Annotated in this window: 11 protein-coding genes and 1 pseudogene; 4 read left to right on the plus strand and 8 right to left on the minus strand. The window is 70.3% G+C overall.

The window, feature by feature from the left end; translation table 11 throughout:
- Positions 1–465: 465 nt before the first annotated feature.
- The 5 genes from ACZ6IM_RS40415 to ACZ6IM_RS40435 all read right to left on the minus strand — a co-directional run bounded on the left by ACZ6IM_RS40415 (position 466) and on the right by ACZ6IM_RS40435 (position 7,253).
- Positions 466–2,997 (minus strand): FtsX-like permease family protein, encoded by a 2,532-nt coding sequence (locus ACZ6IM_RS40415; protein ID WP_469564091.1) that lies wholly within the window; start codon positions 2,995–2,997, stop codon positions 466–468.
- Positions 2,997–3,791, minus strand: a complete 795-nt coding sequence (locus ACZ6IM_RS40420) for an ABC transporter ATP-binding protein (protein ID WP_052843861.1) — start codon at positions 3,789–3,791, stop codon at positions 2,997–2,999. The genes ACZ6IM_RS40415 and ACZ6IM_RS40420 overlap by 1 nt, the downstream gene beginning before the upstream one ends.
- A 232-nt stretch (positions 3,792–4,023) precedes the next feature.
- Complete coding sequence (locus tag ACZ6IM_RS40425; RefSeq protein ID WP_052843860.1) at positions 4,024–4,242, minus strand: transporter permease; 219 nt, start codon at positions 4,240–4,242, stop codon at positions 4,024–4,026.
- Positions 4,243–4,277: 35 nt separating this feature from the next.
- Positions 4,278–4,760 carry a hypothetical protein gene (locus tag ACZ6IM_RS40430; protein WP_469564094.1) on the minus strand — a complete coding sequence of 161 codons (483 nt, stop codon included), beginning with the start codon at positions 4,758–4,760 and terminating at the stop codon, positions 4,278–4,280.
- Positions 4,761–4,943: 183 nt separating this feature from the next.
- Positions 4,944–7,253, minus strand: a complete 2,310-nt coding sequence (locus tag ACZ6IM_RS40435) for an ATP-binding protein (protein WP_469564096.1) — start codon at positions 7,251–7,253, stop codon at positions 4,944–4,946.
- A gap of 306 nt (positions 7,254–7,559) precedes the next feature.
- Here ACZ6IM_RS40435 and ACZ6IM_RS40440 point away from each other — a divergent pair, with 306 nt between their 5' ends.
- Positions 7,560–9,257 carry a serine/threonine-protein kinase gene (locus tag ACZ6IM_RS40440; RefSeq protein WP_469564099.1) on the plus strand — a complete coding sequence of 566 codons (1,698 nt, stop codon included), beginning with the start codon at positions 7,560–7,562 and terminating at the stop codon, positions 9,255–9,257.
- Between the two features lie 591 nt (positions 9,258–9,848).
- Here ACZ6IM_RS40440 and ACZ6IM_RS40445 read toward each other — a convergent pair.
- On the minus strand, positions 9,849–10,781 hold the full coding sequence (locus tag ACZ6IM_RS40445) for a LysR family transcriptional regulator (RefSeq protein WP_052843857.1): 933 nt from the start codon (positions 10,779–10,781) through the stop codon (positions 9,849–9,851).
- Between the two features lie 108 nt (positions 10,782–10,889).
- Here ACZ6IM_RS40445 and ACZ6IM_RS40450 point away from each other — a divergent pair, with 108 nt between their 5' ends.
- Both ACZ6IM_RS40450 and ACZ6IM_RS40455 read left to right on the plus strand, forming a co-directional pair.
- On the plus strand, positions 10,890–11,735 hold the full coding sequence (locus ACZ6IM_RS40450) for an alpha/beta hydrolase (RefSeq protein WP_052843856.1): 846 nt from the start codon (positions 10,890–10,892) through the stop codon (positions 11,733–11,735).
- Positions 11,736–11,836: 101 nt separating this feature from the next.
- Positions 11,837–13,207: an MFS transporter gene (locus ACZ6IM_RS40455; RefSeq protein ID WP_469564103.1), complete on the plus strand. Its 1,371-nt coding sequence runs from the start codon at positions 11,837–11,839 to the stop codon at positions 13,205–13,207.
- Between the two features lie 273 nt (positions 13,208–13,480).
- Here the strand turns inward: ACZ6IM_RS40455 and ACZ6IM_RS40460 are convergent, their stop codons facing one another.
- Together ACZ6IM_RS40460 and ACZ6IM_RS40465 are read right to left on the minus strand one after the other, a co-directional pair.
- A complete protein-coding gene (locus ACZ6IM_RS40460) occupies positions 13,481–14,830 on the minus strand; it encodes an IS30 family transposase (RefSeq protein WP_469564118.1) in 1,350 nt (449 codons plus the stop codon).
- Between the two features lie 528 nt (positions 14,831–15,358).
- A pseudogene (locus tag ACZ6IM_RS40465) lies at positions 15,359–15,481 on the minus strand (NUDIX hydrolase); the annotation flags it as partial.
- Between the two features lie 1,079 nt (positions 15,482–16,560).
- Here ACZ6IM_RS40465 and ACZ6IM_RS40470 point away from each other — a divergent pair.
- Positions 16,561–17,451 (plus strand): SCO2400 family protein, encoded by an 891-nt coding sequence (locus tag ACZ6IM_RS40470; protein ID WP_469564105.1) that lies wholly within the window; start codon positions 16,561–16,563, stop codon positions 17,449–17,451.
- The last annotated feature ends 16 nt before the right edge of the window (positions 17,452–17,467 follow it).

Raw genomic sequence — 17,467 nt, forward strand, 5'->3', positions numbered from 1 at the left:
CTTGCTTGAGCCGTGGTGCTTGGAAACAGGCATGCCCGGTTCTGAGGGGGCCGGGTCGTGGCAACATGACCCGGCTACCCGACCAGTGGCGCGGCATCGCCACCCGCTACGAGAAAGACCGCCACCGTCTACTTGGCCGGCCCCACATCGCGGGCATCTTCCTCTGGTCCGCCCGGTGATCCAAACGAAACTGCCTGAACTGCCGGGCTCGGGTCGTGCAGCATCGCGGTCGTCCTTCCTGCCGCACGAACGGGGTGACCCACAGGTTCTGCCTAGCCGCGGGGCGGTTCCAATCCCTCCGACTGGTGCCTCTCCGTCCTCCAGACGACGGGAAGAGGGCGTAGCGACGGCCTGAAAACGGCACCGTGGCGTCGGGACCTCGAAGCCGATGGGGCAGCTTTCTCGAGGGCGCCCCCGGCGCGGCAGCGGCCGGGCCTCGATGAGGCAGTCTTCTGCGTCTTTCGGTCACTCCCGCAGGCCTGCCATGTCCCCGGGCCTTGCGCGTAGCACAGCGCCCGCGGCGAGCAGTGTCGTGACCAGGGTCAGGGCCCCAGCTCCGGCGACCGCCACGATCAGGATCCACGGGGACCCGCCGGGAAGGGCAGTGCCGAGAACGCTCAGACTCAGCGGTACCAGGGTCGCGGTGGCGACCAGGAGGCCGAGGACGATGCCTGCCAGCGCTACCAGGGCCGCCTCGACCGTCACCATCTGCAGGATCTGGCGCCGGGTGGCGCCGATGAGCCGTTGCAGCATGAATTCCCTGCGCCGTTCGGTCGTGGCCAGGATCTGCGTGTTGATCAGGGCGAGCGTCGCGTAGCCGACGACGACGCCGAGGACGAGGTACGCCATCCATGCCTGAGTGTCGTCCGCCTCGGCCTGGGCGGCCTCCAGTACCTCCGTGCCGGATACCCGGACCCCGGGCCACTGTTCCGCCGGCTTCGTGAGGGAGGAGACGAGTTCGGCCCGGTCCGTGCCGTCCGTCGCGCTCACCAGGATCTGGGGAACGAGCCCGCCGTCGGTGTGCCCGATGAGGAGTGCCGCCGGGACGAGTGCGGTCTCGTAGCCGCGACGCCCGTCGACCGTGGCGACCAGCTTCAGTTCCAACCGGGTGCCGTCGCCCAGCCGGATCGGGATCATGTCGCCCAGCCGGTGGCCTTTCGCGTAGGTGGTGGGCAGTGCCACGGAGTCGCCGTTCAGCGCGGTGAGGCGGCCGCTCGCCGCGTGGTACGCCGTCGTCTGGTCAAGACCCTGCGCCGTAACGCCCTGCATGGACAGCTCAGTCGGCTGGGGGCCGGTGTCCTCGCCCTCGCTCGGCCGCATCGGCTCGTCCGGCTCGATGTACCCAGTAGTGGGGATCTGCGCGGATGCCGCGGCCACTCCCGGCTGTTCGCGGATCGTGTCGACGAGAGAGAGGGGGAGTCCGCCGGAGGCCGATGTCACCACGACGTCGGCGCGCAGGTTTTCGTCGAACGCCCGCTTGGCGCCGTCGGACTGGGTCGTCTGCATGTAGAGCAGGCCGACCGCCAGGCCGCTGGCCAGCATCACCGGCATCACAGCGGAGGCGAGGCGGGCCGTGCGGGCCCGCGCGTTGTGTGCGGCGAGTTCACCGGCGAGCCCGGACACCTTCCCGACGGGACGGCCCACCATGGCCAGCAGGCCTCGTACGACGACGGGGCCCAGGAGGCCGAACGCGACGGCCCACACCATCGCCGCCGGGGTGGCGACACCGGCCGCGTCCGGGCCGGCCGAGCCCGCGGTGCCCCAGGCGAGGGCCGCGCCCCCGGCCAGGCACAGCAGCCCGGCGATCAGCCGGAAAGTGCTGAACCAGCGGCGCTGCAGCGTCGCTTCGGCCAGTGCCTCGGTCGGCCGGGTGCGCGCCGCCGCCTGCGCCGCGATGTACGCCGAGCCGACGGCGGTGAGCAGTGCGGTGCCCACGCCGACAATCACCGGTACGGAACCGGCCCGGTAGGCGATCGAGTGCGGCACGGCTCCCGCGTCGGCGAACGCGCTGAGGAGCCAGCGCCCGAACCGGGGTCCGGGGATGGTCGCGATGCTTGTGGCGACGACCGCGAGGCAGAGGGTTTCCCCGAGGACGAGGCGGCGCAGCTGCCCCGGTGTGGCGCCGATGGTGCGCAGCAGCGCCATCTCGCGCCGACGCTGCTGGATGGAGAGGCCGAGCGTGCCGGCCACCACGAACACGGTGACCATCGCCGACAGACCGCCGAAGGCGGCGGCCAGCGGGATCAGATCGCTGCCGTCGGCCACCACGGCGGGGTCCTCGGCGCGGCCGCGATCGTCCCCGGTCAGCACCGTGACGGGGGAGCCGTCGACGACCGTGCGGATGGCGGAGGCCACCTCCTGCGTGCTCGTACCGGAGGCGGGGAAGACACCGATGTTGTCGGTCTTGCCGACACGGTCCGAGGCCCGCGCGGCCTGGGTATCCGCCAGGAACACGTCACCGCCGTCGTCAGGGCCGGTGGCCAGGCCCGACACCTGGTAGGTCCGCTCGGCGCCATGGACCAGGAGCCGTACCCGATCGCCGGTCTTCAGCCCCGTACGGTCCGCGAGCTTCCTGCCGAGCACGATCTGACCGTCCGCGGCGGGCGCGGTGCCTTCGGTGAGCTTGTACGGGGAGAGCACGGCGGAGGACCAGCCGTGGCCGGTGACCTGGCCGCCCGTGGTGAGGGCCGCCGGGAACGACAGATCCTGGACGGCCGACTCCACCCCCGGAACCTTCGCGATCCTGTCCGCCAGAGCAGCGTCCATGTGCAGGCGTTCGGGGAAGACGAGCTCGGCCTGGGTGTTCGCGTAACGCTGATCGCCGGTGACGACGATGGGAGCCGCGGCCAGGCGGTGCGGCGGCGCCGCGTTGTGGATGCCGGTCTCCAACAGGCCCCCGGAGCCTATGACAATGACGGCACCGAGGAACAGGGCCACGAACGAGGCGACGAAACCGCCCTTGTGGAAGCGCAGGGTGCTCAGAGCGAGCCTGATCATCAGCGGACCCCGTGACGTGTCTGCCGGAGCGCGAATGCCTCGCCCCAGGTGCCCAGTTGCCGCATCTGCTCGGTGACCTGCTCGACGGTCGGCCGCTCGAGCGCGCCGATCAGTCTCCCGTCGGCGAGGAAGACGACCCGGTCCGCGTACGCGGCGGCCACCGGGTCGTGTGTGACCATGACGACGGTCTGTCCCGCCACGTCCACCGACTGCCGCAGCAGCGAGAGGACTTCCGCGGCGGTCCGCGTGTCCAGGGCACCGGTCGGCTCGTCACCGAAGATCACTGCGGGCCGGGTGACGAGCGCCCGGGCGATGGCGACCCGCTGCTGCTGGCCACCGGAGAGCTCACCGGGCCGGCTGTACCGCTTGCCGGACAGGCCGACCTGCTCCAGGACCTCGTCGACGACGGCCTTCTCGGGGCGGGTGCCGGCCAGACGCAGCGGCAGCGTCACGTTGTCCACCACGCTCAGTGCCGGCAGCAGGTTGAACGCCTGAAACACGAAGCCGATGCGCTCGCGGCGGAACGCCGTCAGTGCCTTCTCCCGTAGCGAGGCGAGATCGACACCGTCCAGGTGCACCACACCCGACGTCGGCCGGTCAAGGCCCGCCGCACAGTGCAGGAACGTGGACTTGCCCGAACCGGAGGGACCCATGACGGCGGTGAAGGTCCCCTTTTCCAGACCGATGCTCACGTCGTCGAGAGCCGTCACTCGGTTTTTTGCCCCGCCAAAGACTCTGCTGACACCGCCGAGCCGGACGACCGGCTCAGCATGCTCATCCCGTGTCCCGCTCAACGCTGTGCTCCCTGAACTCTCCATGGCGTCCCACCTGGTCGCGAGAGGTGTGCCGGCGACAGCGGCGGTCGGGTGATGGTGAAAGTCTCCTGGTGTGGTGGGGCGCCTTGGACTGCGCGGCCCAGGGGTCTTGGTGTCCTGCCTTCATCCCTGCCTCGACCGCGCACCGCGTCAGGAGCTACGGACGGGCAAGGCCCGGCGAACTCGTCCCCGTGGATATGAGAACGCTTCATCAGAAATCGAGGGCCTGGCAGAGCGTGGTCCAGAAATCGTGCATGAGCTGCACCGGGGGGACGGACGCGCCGACGTGGGTGAGTAGGAGGCCGATGCTGACCAGCGCGACGATTCCGGACATCTTCCTGAAATCGACATGCCGTGCCAGAACGTCGTGCACTCGTTCCAGCCCGGTCCTGGAGAAGCCGCTGTGCCGCTCGGCGAGAGCGTGGGACATGGGTATGAACTCCTTTGACGAAATGGGTAGGTGTGTCAACAGCCGAGCCGATCGGCGATGACGCCCAGCACTTGCCGAAGATCGCGTGTCATGCGCTCGTGCAGGCCGAGATCGGCGATGCCGGCGGTGAATCCCGGGTGGTCGGGGACGAGTCGGTGGACACGATGGGTCACCCGAGTGCCTGTGGGGCATGCGGTGACGGTGTGAACCCCGGCGTACCAACTCTGCACCGCCAGCCGGGCCCTGGCCCGGTCCACGTGGATCTGCACCGGCTCCACCGGCCCGGCGGATTCGGCGCGAAAGGCGCCGGCGTGGGAGGCGGCCACAACGGTCATCGCTCCCTGCCGTGCCGTCGAGGCTCTGGCCAGCACCAGAAGGTTGTCGTCTCCCACCCGCCCTTCGGCGACGGCGAGCAGCAGCGCGGCGACCGCTGTGACGGGTGCGCCGAGCGTGCCGTGCACTTCCCACCGGGCGGGCAGCGCGTCCAGCTCGGCCGGCAGGGCAGATGTGGTGGGCATGGCGAGGAGCCTTGCCGCCGGTCTGCCGCGGGACAAGCCGTGCCTCGCCTCCTGGGACGGCGGGGCATCCCCCGACGCCCGGCTGACCTGGACCGTTACTTCATCGGACCGGCATTGCCTGGCTGTCCTGGGACGGGACGGGACACCCTTCGGCAGTCCCGGTTCCCCGTGCCAGGAGCGGGGTCAGGCGCCGAGCTTGCACTCCCCGAGCAGGTGGAGGTTGCGGCGGGCTTCGTCGGCGAGAGCGGGCATGTCCAGCCCGTTGGCGAGTTCGAGGGCTCGGCCCAGGAGCCGCGCGGCCGCGACGGCGTCGCCGGACAGCCGACACGTCTCGCCGTACGCGATCAGCACGCCGATGGCGTACTGCTGCTCCCCGGTTGCCTCGATGAGGTTCCGCGCCTCTTCGTGCAGGACCAGTGCATCTTCGACAAGGCCGAGGTGCCGGGTGGCCACAGCGGCGTCGGTCAGACTGACGGCCTCGAAGATCTGGTGACCCGTCGCCCGGCTGTGCGCCACCGCCTGCCGGGACAATGTCAGCGCGGTCCGCGCGTCACCGAGCCCGAGCGCGGCGGCGGCGAGCACGTCCAGGCAGAGACGTACCAACTGAGGGTCGTTGCGCGCGCGGGCCGTCTGGATCACCGACTGCGCGGCCTCCCGCGCCTGTTCGTAGCGTTCCAGTCGGACCAGTGCCTTTCCCATGCGCGCCTGGGTCAGCACTCGGTAGACGTCGAAGTCCGAACCGTCCGGCAAGATCACCTCGCCCTGGCGCAACAGCTCGATGCATCCCTCGAAGTCGCCCGTCCGCATGCGTTGCTCCGCGAGTCGTTGCAGCACCTCGAATTCGAGGTGCACATCACCCGCCTCGGCCATCAACGCCCGCACCGCTTCGAACTCAGGCAGAGCCCCCGGTCGGCCACCGAGGTGTCGGGCGAGCCCGCGGTAGTACCGCAACCAGATCAGCGATCGGCGATCCTCCCGGCGCACTGCGGCGGAGAGGGCAGTATCGATCATGTGCTCCCAGCGGCCGAGACCACCACGTCGTATGAAGTAGATGTTCGCTGTCAGGGTGAGCCCGATCACGGAGGTGTCCAACCGCAGCTCCACAGCCAGAGCCAACACCGCCTCGATGTTGTCCCATTCGCGATCAAGCCATGCGAGCCCGCCCATCAGACCGTCCATCGCGGGGAGGAGACCGGTCGGGTGGGTGATCGTGACGGGCAGGGGTGCCAGTTCATGCCGCAGAGCCCGGTTCGCCGCCAGCACGCCGCTCAGGTAGTAGTCGGCCAGTCTGGCCACCGCGGTCACACCGTCGGGCTCGGTGCCGTCCGCGCGAGCCGCCTGCCGCAGCAGGTCGTGCATCCGATAGCGGCCCGCCGTCGACTCCTGGACCAGATGCGCGTCGACCAGTTCCTCCAGCAGCTCCCGGGCGTTGCTCACCGGGATGCCGACAAGCGCGGCGGCGCCGTACACACAGATGTCGGTGCCCGAAGCCTGCCCCAGCAATCGGAACATGCGCCGCTGGGCAGGGTCGAGCTGGCGCAGCGACATCGCGAACACGTCCGACACCGACAGCTCGCCCTCGCGCAGCCGTTCCACCAGGGTGTCGAGTGTCCACGCGGGCCGGTGCCGCAGACGCGCGGCGGCCACCCGGATGGCCAGTGGCAGGTTCCCGCATCGGCGCAGCACCTCGGCGACATCACCAGGACGAGGCCCGCCCGCCGATGCGACGAACAGTTCAGCGGCGTCCTGGTCCGGCAGGACGTCCAGCGAGATCGGTCGGATGCCGTCCAGTTCCACCATCCGTCGACGGCTGGTGAGGACGGCGAAACTCCGGCCGGCACCGGGGAGCAGATGGCGCACATGATCGGCGTCGGCGGCGTTGTCCAGCAGTACGATCGCGCGACGGGCCGCCAGCTCCGACCGCCACAGCGCGGCCCGCTCGACGACCCCGTCGGGAATCCTGCCGGGCGGGACTTCGAGCGCGGCCAGCAGCACCCGCAGTGCCTCCGCGGGCTCGACCGGCTCCCGGCCCGGAGTGAACCCGTGGAGATCCAAGTAGAGCTGGCCATCGGGAAAGTCGGCGGTCAGCAGATGCGCTCCGTGTACGGCCAGCGCGGTCTTGCCGACCCCGCCCATGCCGTCGATCGCCACCATCGGCGTGTTCCGTGCCGCGTCGAGGAGGGCGGCCAGCTCCTGACGGCGCCCGGTGAAGGCCGGGATGTCGTGGGGCAGTTGGTTGCGCACCGGCGCAGCCTCTCCACTGCTCGCGGCGGGCCCGTTCTTGGCCCGCTCCCACACCTCACGCATCGTCCTGGGATCGCGACCGGCCACCTTGCACAGTGCCACCACCGTCGGCCAAGGAGGAACGGCCTGGCCGGAAAAGTAGCGCGACAGCGAGGAACTGCTGCCCTGCACATCACGGGCCAGCTCCCGCAGGCTCCGCCCGGTCAGATCGCGCAATTGCCGCAGCTGCCCTGCCAGATCCTCAGACACGTTCGACCTCCAGCTTCACCCGCTGATCTTAAAGAGTTGGGGCGGGCGGCGGTCGACTCGTGAGAACAGTCGGCCGCCGGTCGAAGCCCGCAAGCGTTCGGAGAAATACACAGCGCAGGGAATCCGACTATGTCGACCAGCCTTCGAAAGCTGACAGGGGCCGGCCCTTGCTGTTCTCCTTGACTCCATGAGTGCCGGAGTGTCGGACTCCGTATGTGTCTGTTTCGAACTGCGCGGTCAGAGTTCGGTGGTTGGGTAGGTTTCGACTGGTTGTTGGTGCGCGTTGTGCCGCTGGAGAGGAGTGCCGTGGAGCCGCTGGCGGCTGGGGATCCGGTGCAGGTGGGGAGTTTCGTGTTGCGTGGGCGGCTGGGCGCGGGCGGGATGGGGGAGGTGTTTTTGGGGCGTTCGCCGGGTGGGCGTGCGGTGGCGGTGAAGGTGGTGCATCCGGACCTGGCGCGGCAGGCGGAGTTCCGGCGTCGTTTCCGGCGGGAGGTGGCCGCCGCGCAAGCAGTCAGTGGTGCGTTCACCGCGCCGGTGGTGGCAGCCGGTCCGGAAGACGAGCCACCGTGGATCGCGACCGTCTATATTCCCGGGCCGACCCTGACCGATGCGGTGACCAGGAGCGGGCCGTTGCCGGAAGACTCGGTGTGGCCCGTGGCAGCCGGGCTGGCCGAGGCGTTGCAGGCTATCCACGCCAAGGACCTGCTCCACCGTGACCTCAAGCCGTCGAACGTGTTGCTCGCCGCGGACGGCCCGCGCGTGATCGACTTCGGGATCGCCCGCGCGATGGACGCCACCGTGCTGACCGGCACCGGCACGGCGATCGGCACGCCGGGCTTCATGTCCCCGGAGCAAGCCGAAGGCGGCCAGATCGGTCCGGCCAGCGATGTCTTCGCCCTCGGAGCCGTGATCGCATTCGCCGCCACCGGCCACGCGCCCTTCGGGCTGGGCCCGCCGCTGGCCATCCTGCACCGCGTTGTCAATGGCGAGCCACGGCTGGACGGGCTGACCGACCCGCTACACGCCCTGGTCGCCGCGTGCCTGGCGAAGAACCCCGCAGACAGACCCACCACCGTCCAACTCCTCGGACAGATCACCGCTCACTGGGATCCACCCGATGACGTCCTGCCTACCCCGCCGTGGCCCCAGGCCGTGACCGCCCTGATCCAGACACGCGCCATACCCGCCACCACGCCATACACCACCCCGCCCTCCCACGATTCCGCGCTCCCGCTCACCACACCCCCACGGCACGCCCAGACCCACCCGCGCCAGCGGCCACCGGATACGGACCGCCCGGCCGGCCCCGCCGGAGACTCCGAGCCGAAGCCTCGCGCCCTGCGCCGCCGCCACTGGTACGCGATCAAGCTCGCAAGGTCGGGCGAGTTCGAGGAGGCGGCACGCGTGCTCGCCGACCTCATTCGTGATCGGGCCCGGGCGTGGGGACCTGACCACCACGGAACCCTGTATGTCCGTCTATACCATGCCACCTGCCTCGGAAAGTCGGGGGAGCCTGCGGAGGCCGCGTGCCTGCTGGCCGACCTCATTCCGGACATGGCACGCGTCCGGGGAGCCGGCCACTACTACACCCTGGAGGTTCGCCGACGCCACGCCCTGGCCGTTGGTGAAGCGGGGGAGCCTGCGGACGCAGCGCGCCTGCTGGGCGACCTCATCCCTGACCTGGTCCGCAACGGAGCCACCGATGCCAAGATTCTGACCGCTCGCGGCGACCACGCCGCCTTCCTCGGAGGGGCGGGGGAGCGTGCGGAGGCCGCGCGCCTGCTGGCCGGCCTCGTTCCGGACATGGCACGCGTGTTGGGACCCGGGCACCGCGACACCCTCGGTGCCCGCATGGGCCACGCCGTCTTCCTCGGAGAGGCGGGGGAGCGTGCGGAGGCCGCGCGCCTGCTGGCCGGCCTCGTTCCGGACATGGCACGCGTGTTGGGACCCGAGCACCCCGACACCCTCGGTGCCCGATCGTTTTCAGATCGCTGGAGCGAGTGAGGGGGCGCTTCGGAGGCCGGCTGTGAGAGTCGGCCGCCACACGAAGCCCGGCACTGGAGGGCTGGGCCGCAGCCTGTCGGTCCTCGGCTCGAGGGACGGCCGGTACCCAGCGAAGTGCTGTGCCTCAGCCCTCCACGATGCGGCCGCTCGTGTCGTGGTGGGGGTCGGGCATCTTGTCGAAGACGTCGGCGAGGACGGACGTCGTCTTCCGGCCGGTTCTTGACTTCCGTCGCGGTGTACGCCTCGCGCATGCTTCACCCGTCATCGCTCCGCTGGCGTGCCGTCTTGCTGTCGGTGCACGTGAGCGCTCCTCGTTCACCGACGTCCACATCCCGGGGAACACGCTCTTGCACGGCTCCCCTTCACCATGTCCCGCAGCAGCTGGTACTGCGGCACGACGGGACCGGAGCAGCACGGATTCCTCCAACGTGCCCGCGAGCGGAACCCCAACGGGACGCTCGGCCAGGCACTGTATGCCATCACCGACCTGCCCGCCCCCACAAGAACCAGGTGTACGCCGTGTGTCTCAGGCCGAGGCCGAACCGTGCCGGATGGCCGGTCACGCGCATGCGAAGGGATGACTGGACCGAATCAAGTGTGGGACCGGAGCCGGTCGTTGAGCGCGGCACCGACATCAGGACAGTTCTTCCGGACCGTGTCGAGGAAGGCGCGCAGCACCGGGGAGTGATCGCGGGCCGCGAAGGACAGGACGAGATCGGGCAGGGGCGTGCGCGGGGTCACTTCGCAGAACCGCACTCCCGGACGCGGGACTGCCCTCATGCGGGATGGCCCCAGGCCGACGCCCACGCCGGAGGCGGCGAGGCCGATGATCGTGTGCACGTCCCTCGCCACGGTCGCGTCGCCGAGAGCCGATGAGTCCGGGCCCAGAAGGGTGCGCAGTTCGGCGACTACGGCGGGCTCGTCCTCGCCGGCCGACACGATCAGCGGCTGTCGCCGCAACTGACCGGCACTTACGGACTGTTGACCCGCATAAGGGTGCAGCGTACTTACCACAGCGATCACGTGGTCGCTTCCGATCGGGACGGACACGAGATGCTCGACCCCGGCACCCCGTGGTGGGCCGAGGGTGAGGGCCACGTCCAGCTCCCCGGCGACAAGAGCTGGGCTGCTGCGGCTGGTCGCCATCTCGTGCAGTTCCAGTCTCACGTCGGGCCGTTCACGGCCGAACCGGCTCAGGACGCCCGGGAGCGGGTCGAGCAGTGCCGAGGCGATGAAGCCGAGTCGCAGACGTCCTGTCTCGCCGCGCGCGGCCCGGCCCGCGTCGACCGTGGCCGCCGCGATCTCGTCGAGCGCCCGGCGCGCCCGCGCGAGGAACGCCTCGCCGGCGGCGGTCGGGAACACCCCCTGACGTGTGCGGTCGAACAGCCGGGCCCCCACCTCGCGCTCCAGGTCGGCGATCTGCTTGGACAGCGGCGGCTGCGCGATGCCCAGCTCGCCGGCCGCCCGGCCGAAGTGTTGGTGCTCGGCGAGAGCAACCGCGTACCGCAGGTGCCGCGCTTCCATGTCCTGCCCTCCATCTGATCGACTACTGGCAATACCTCAAAGATATGGCCATGCCACTTACCAGATCTATGAATGGATGGCGCTGTGGTTCCTGTCTGGAATGGAGCCATGAAGAACGCATCTCTGACCGACACGGTCTTCGTTTTCGTGCACGGCGCCTGGCACAGCTCCGGACAATGGGCGGCGACGCAGCGCGCGCTGTCCGGACTGGGCGCGGCGAGCGTGGCCGTCGACATGCCGGGGCACGGCTTCGACGCACCCCTGCCCACCGGTTACCTGCTGCCCGGCCAGCCGGGCCTGCTGACCGAGAAGTCACAGCTCGCCACCCTGACGATGGACGACTGCGCCGAGGCAGTCCTGAGCGTCCTGCTCCAGGTGCGTCCCTATCGCACGGTCGTGCTCGTCGCGCACAGCGCGGGCGGCGGTCCCGCGTCCCTGGCCGCGGAGCGGGCGCCCGAACTGGTGGACCGGATCGTCTACCTGTCCGCGTTCGTCCCGGGCGGGCGGCCGCGGTTCTTCGATTACCTCGGCTCACCCGAGAATGCCACCGCGCTGGGCCAGAGCCTGAACCTGGGCGACCCCGGGGCCCTGGGCGCCGTACGGATCAATCCGCTCTCACCGGACCCCGCCTACCTCGACGAACTGCGGGAAACCCACTACCACGACACCCCCCTGGACCGCTTTGACCGGTGGCGGTCCGCGCTGAGCCCTGATCTGCCCCTGGCGATCCCGACGACTCCGGTCACCCTGACCACGGAACGGTGGGGTCGGATTCCACGAACCTTCCTGCGCTGCGCCGACGACCGGGCGCTGGCACCGGCCGCGCAGGACCTGATGATCGCGGAGGCCGACCTGGCCTTCCCCGCCAACCCGTTCACCGTGCATACCCTGCCCGGCAGTCACAGCCCGTTCGCCGCCCGGCCGGGCGACCTCGCCGAGGCCCTCGCCTCGTGAGCCGGCATCGGACCTTGAAGGGCTCCCCGTCCCTGAGCGGGAGACGGCCCGAAGCCGACGGCGGGCGGCTCGTACTGCTGGTCGTACTGAGCGCGACATTCGTGCAGTTGCTCAACGTCACCGTCGCGCAGATCGCCGCACCGGCGATCCGGACCGACCTGGGTGCCGACTCAGGTGCCGTACAGCTGATCCTCGCCGGCTACACCCTGGCCTACGCCTGCTTGCTCATCACGGCCGCGCGCCTCGGCGAACGGTACGGCTACCACCGTCTGTTCGTGCTCGGCACCGTCGTCTTCACAGCCGGTTCAGTAGCCGCCGCGTGTGCTCCCGATGCCGTATTCCTCATTGCGGCCCGGCTGATCCAGGGCGCGGGCAGCGGCTTGGTCGCCCCGCAGGTTCTGTCGATCATCCAGGTCGCCGTCCCCGCTGCCCGGCGCCCACGGGCCCTCGGACTGTTCGGTGCCACGATGGGCCTGGCGTCGCTGGCCGGGCCGCTGATCGGCGGACTTCTCGTCGGTGCCGACCTCTTCGGTCTCGGCTGGCGCTCGGTGTTCCTGGTGACGGTGCCGGTGACGCTCGTCTCGCTCGCGGGCGCCACCGTACTGCCTCGCACGCGTGGCGCGGCCGGACAGCGCGTGGACGGGGTGGGCGTGTTGCTGACCACCGTGGGCTTCGGTGCGCTGGTGCTGCCGCTCGCGCTGGGCGGGGAAGCCGGCTGGCCCTGGTGGACATGGGCCACGCTGGCCGTATCCGTGGCCGTTCTCGGCTGCTTCGCCCTGACTCTCCCGCACCGGCCGGATCCCCTGGTGCATCCGTCGCTGTTCCGTGACCGGAGGGCGCGTGCGGGGGTGCTGCTGGTGTTCGTGTTCAACTCCGGGGTGCCGTCCTTCACGTATCTGCTGTTCCTGCATCTGCAGTCGGCCATTGGGTATCCCGCCCTCACCGCCGCGCTGACGTCGGCCCCCTTCGCTGCTGCGGCCGTGCTGGGCAGCCGTGGCGCACCCGCGCTGGCCCGCCGGCACGGGTCGGCCGTGCTCACGGTCTCGGCACTGGTCTTGGCGGCGGCGGCCCTGGCTCTCGCACCGCTCATCGGCACGGCGACCGGACGCTGGGCGGCGTTGCCGGTCCTGGCTCTCGGCGGCGCCGCATTCGGCGCGTTCACCGCCTCGGTGTTCGCTCTGGTGCTGGCGCGGGTGGATGGCTCCGCGGCCGGTTCTTTGTCCGGGTTGTTGCCCACGGCTCAGCAACTGGGCGGATCGATCGGAGTGGCTGCGGCGGGGCTCGTCTACTTCGCACCCGCCGCCGGCCCGGGCGCCGCGTTTCGGCACGCCATGATCTACGAGGCCGCCGTCTTCACCGGCACCGCACTGATCAGCCTTCGGATGCGCGATCGGAGCCGACCAACCGCGTCACGGGCAGATGCAGCGCGTGCTGCGGGGACGCTCCGACAATCGGATCGTGAGCCGGCGTAGCGCCGGGATACGAGGCAGCAGGCTCGTAAGCCCGACGCGGAGTCGTGCGACCAGCCGCTGAACGACGTCCGGTGTATGACGTCCGGTGTATGACGCGAGTGGCCAGCACGCGGCTGCGACTCTGTCTTCGAGTACAGGGGCAGCCGCCCCTGCCCTCCACAGACACCAAACGAGGCTGAACCCTCACGGCCTGTCTGACCTGGCCTGTTCTCCTCTTCCTCGATCACCTGGTGTGGTGATGTGCTGACTTGCTGTCAGGGTTGCTGGGCGAGTTCAACTGGTGGTTGCAACACCGGGCTGTTGTAGCGAGCGTAGCTGTTCCTCGAACACCTCCGCCGGGGTCTTCCAGCCGAGGATTTTGCGGGGCCGGTTGTTGATGGCCAGGGCGACGGCTTCGAGGTCCGCGGACGACCACCGGGAGAGGTCTGTGCCTTTCGGGAAGTACTGACGCAGCAGCCCGTTGGTGTTCTCGTTCGTCGGTCGTTGCCAGGGCGAGTGCGGATCGGCGAAGAACACCTTCGTCCCGGTATCGAGGGCGAACTGGGCATGGCCGGAGAGTTCCTTGCCCCGGTCCCAGGTCAGGGTCTTGCGCAGCTGCTCGGGCAGCTGTGCCATCGATGTGGTGAGCGCCGCGTTCATCGCGATCGCGCCGTAGCCCCCGAGTGAGGTGCCGTTCTTCACCGGCGGATTCTCGCCCCAGCCTTCGAGGCGGGGCAGGTGCACCAGGAGTGTGGAGCGGCTGCTGCGCTCGACGAGCGTGCCGATCGCGGAGCGGCCGGTCCCGATGATCAGATCGCCTTCCCAGTGTCCGGGGACAGCGCGGTCCGCGGCCTCGGCGGGGCGTTGGCTGAGGACGACGTCCTCGGTGACATGCCCTTGCGGCCTGTTCTGCGATCGTGCGCGGGGAGTACGCAACGCCCGGCCGGTCCGCAGACACGCGACCAGCTCCCGTTTGAGCGCACCGCGGCCCTCGATGAACAGCGCCTGGTAGATCGCTTCGTGGCTGATGCGCATGGACTCATCATCGGGGAAATCGACGCGAAGCCGCCGGGAGATCTGTTCCGGGCTCCATGCCGTCGCCCATCTTCTGTCCTGCCGGTGCGGCTTGTTCAGCCCCTTCCACGCGGGCGTCTTCGGACCGGTGACAATCGAGCCGTCGGGACGACGGACACTCCCGGCGAGCCGTTCCTGCACGTACTCACGCAACCTGTCGTTGCCCGCGAGCTTGGCCGCCTTCGGGCGCTTCGCGGCCTGCTGCGCCTTCCACTGAGCGACCGTGGCCCGATACTCCTGCTTCCCGCTGCGGGTGGCGGCGTTGCGGCGCAACTCGCGCGAGATCGTCCCCGGATCACGTCCGATCGCGCGGGCGATCTCTCGCACGCCCTTGTCCTGGGCACGCAGAATCGCGATCTCCTCGCGCTCCTCGAAGGACAGGTAGCGGCCGGTGGGCTCGGCCAGAGAGATCGGCGGCATGCCGCCAGCGTGACGGAACCACCGAGAGCCGACCGGCACCGAAACCCCGACCGCCAGCGATGCCTCAGCCGTCGTGATGCCCGTGGCGATCAGCCGCCAGAACTGCCGCTGCACCACCCGCGACGGATCAGGCCGGCCAGGCGAGCGCATCGCCGGCCTCAGCGCCCGATCAGCACGCCACTGCCGCCGAAGCTCCTCGGGCACATCGCCGGTCTTCCGGCTCCAGTCCTCCGTAGCGATCTTGAACACCTCCGAAATCAAGGTGTTGCGACGACCGGTTGAATCTGCCCTCGGCCGCTGGGCAGGTCCCTTGCAACAGCCCTCAGGTGAGGCGTTGATGGCGCCCCGTCCGGGAGGCATGCGAAGGGCTCGGGCGGGCTCCGTGTCGTGTGATGCCGGATGGTCAACGACCGAGCGCCCGGGCCAGGAACCCCTGCACCGGCCCGTACAGGCCTCCCGGGACGAGCTCCCGCACGCCCGACAGCCCGACCCAGGCCACCTCGGCGACCTCCCGTGGCGACGCCGCCCTAGCCACACCACCCAGCAGTCGGCATGCCACGTACGACACTCGCCATCCCGTCGCCGGATGTCTGCGCTCACCCAGCAGCACCGTCGGCGCCACAACGACCCCGTCTCCTCCAGGGCCTCGCGGGCCGCCGCCTGAAGCGTCGACTCGCCCGGCTCCGCCTTGCCCGACGGCAACGACCACCGCAACCCGCCGACAGCCACCTGGCGGCGGATCAGAAGAACCTGGTCGACGTCCACGATGACCGCCCCCGCGATGACGCCACTCGCACGCACTCGCCCACCTCAACTCTTCTTCCGAAGTCGGCCTTTGCCGGCCCCCGCCCAACCGCGACGGACATCATGCCGCCATGAGCGACGAGCAGGGGAGCCCGTCAACTGGGCTCGGCTGCCCGTGACGGACAAGGTCTGGAGCGACATCGGTGCCGACAAGGGCGGCTTCGTCCAGGAGGTGACCGCATGGAAGCCGGCACCGCTGCCGTCGAGGAAGGACTTTGCGACCGTCGGGCGGGCGGCCGGCCGGTCTGTACGCTCCTGACTTGCGTCGAGCCGTATCCCTCGGGCCGGCCGTACCATCCGGTGGTCGAGCCGCCTTGTTGGCCTTCAATCCCTACGCTGCTGTACCGGGCCCGGCTTCCCACGGGTCCCCGTTCGGTCGCGTAGGCCCCTCGTCCACGGGCAGGCGCCGGGCCGGCTCCGTCTGGTCCAGCTCATAGTGGTGTCGGCATTCCTCGCACCGCACCCCGTCCACCAGTACGCCGGTCTCCACGGTTTCCCCGTTGGGGCAGTCGGAGCCGTCCCCGCGCCCCGTGCATGCCTGCATTCGCGTATCCGCCATAGCGTTGACCGTGCGCCGGGCCGGGACAGGCCGGGGAGTGGGCGTACAGGGGCGCACAGGCGTACGGCACAGGTCGCGTCACCCCAACACCCGCCAATCACCCCACAAGCCGCCTGGCAGGTCCTCCCCGCCGGCCGTGGGGCCGAAGTGCCGCCCGACGGGCGGCCGCTGGTGGTCGGACTACGACCGAGTGTGGGCGACTTCGGCCTCAGTCCTGGACACCGACCCCGTGGGTCCGTTCGCCGAGGTCTGGGACAGCGGCGGCTCCATCCGGTCGGCACGGCGCCGGGAGGCAGACACCCGCGACCCAGGAGCCAGGGCCACCGGCGTCGTGGCCCTCTTCCTTCATGCCCATGGAATCGTCGCAGGAGCGTCACACGGACTGCGCACAGCCTTGCGAAAGTCCCGTTAGCGTGACTGGCTGCTTGATCCCCGTATGAATCCCGCGTATTGCAGCCAGGCCGTGGCCCCGGATGAGCCGACGGTGCAGTAGAACAGGAAGACCGGTAGACCGCAGATGGATTACTGCTCCTCATGTCGTCGGCACCTCAACGGCGCCCTGGTGTGCCCCGGGTGCGGCGCCTACGCCCCGGACATCGACCCGCACGTCGGCGGGGATACCGGGGGCACGGAGGACACAAGTGAGATAGGCGGCATCGGTGACGCCGCGGGCGCGGGGCCGCGCGCCGCCTGGCCCCCGCCCGCCATCGAACCCGCCCTCGCCCCCGCATCCCCGCCCCTTCCTCGTGCCGACACCGGTGCCACGGACATCGATGACACGGACGGGCCGCCCACGCGGCAGATGGGGCGGGCGGCCCGTCGCCGCCAGCTGGCCCGCTGGAAGAAGAACAAGCGCCGCGCGGTCGTCGCGAGTGCAGTCGCCATCGTCGGCGGCGGTCTGACCATCGCCTCGGTGGACCGGCACGCCGACCACCGGGCCGAGGCCGCCACCGCCTCGGACAACCGGACTCCGTCCGTCTCGCCGGAGCGGACCCCCGGGCAAGGGCCCCCGACGACCACCGCACCGACCGCCCCGAAGCGCGCACAGGGGCCGGCGCCCGTCTCCGGCGTGTCGCAGCCGCAGCAGCAGCCGCGCCCGTCGACGGACAGTGCCGAGCCGCAGCAGCCCGTAGAGTCCCGGCACCGTTCGACGGCGACGGCCCCGCCGCAGAGCAACGGCACCACGCCTTCCGGGACCACCGAGGTCCCGACGACCGCACGGCCCCAGCCCGACACCACCGCTCCGGCCTCCGGCGACACGCCCCCGAAGGACACGGACCCCGGGACACGGCATCCGCCGGCCACCTCCGCGCCCGGCGCCGGCAGCGACGAAGACGCGCCCCGGACACCACCCGCGGCGGAACCGTCCTCGCCGCAGCTCTGTCTGCTGGTGGTGTGCCTCGGCTGACCCGGCATCCCCGCCG

The organism is Streptomyces sp. NPDC042336 (assembly GCF_055581985.1).

Bases quoted from the DNA above. Each gene is read 5' to 3' on its own strand.
- ACZ6IM_RS40415 (WP_469564091.1), bottom strand. From the start codon at position 2,997: ATGATCAGGCTCGCTCTGAGCACCCTGCGCTTCCACAAGGGCGGTTTC.
- ACZ6IM_RS40425 (WP_052843860.1), bottom strand. From the start codon at position 4,242: ATGTCCCACGCTCTCGCCGAGCGGCACAGCGGCTTCTCCAGGACCGGG.
- ACZ6IM_RS40430 (WP_469564094.1), bottom strand. From the start codon at position 4,760: ATGCCCACCACATCTGCCCTGCCGGCCGAGCTGGACGCGCTGCCCGCC.
- ACZ6IM_RS40445 (WP_052843857.1), bottom strand. From the start codon at position 10,781: ATGGAAGCGCGGCACCTGCGGTACGCGGTTGCTCTCGCCGAGCACCAA.
- ACZ6IM_RS40450 (WP_052843856.1), top strand. From the start codon at position 10,890: ATGAAGAACGCATCTCTGACCGACACGGTCTTCGTTTTCGTGCACGGC.
- ACZ6IM_RS40460 (WP_469564118.1), bottom strand. From the start codon at position 14,830: ATGCGCTCGCCTGGCCGGCCTGATCCGTCGCGGGTGGTGCAGCGGCAG.
- ACZ6IM_RS40470 (WP_469564105.1), top strand. From the start codon at position 16,561: ATGGATTACTGCTCCTCATGTCGTCGGCACCTCAACGGCGCCCTGGTG.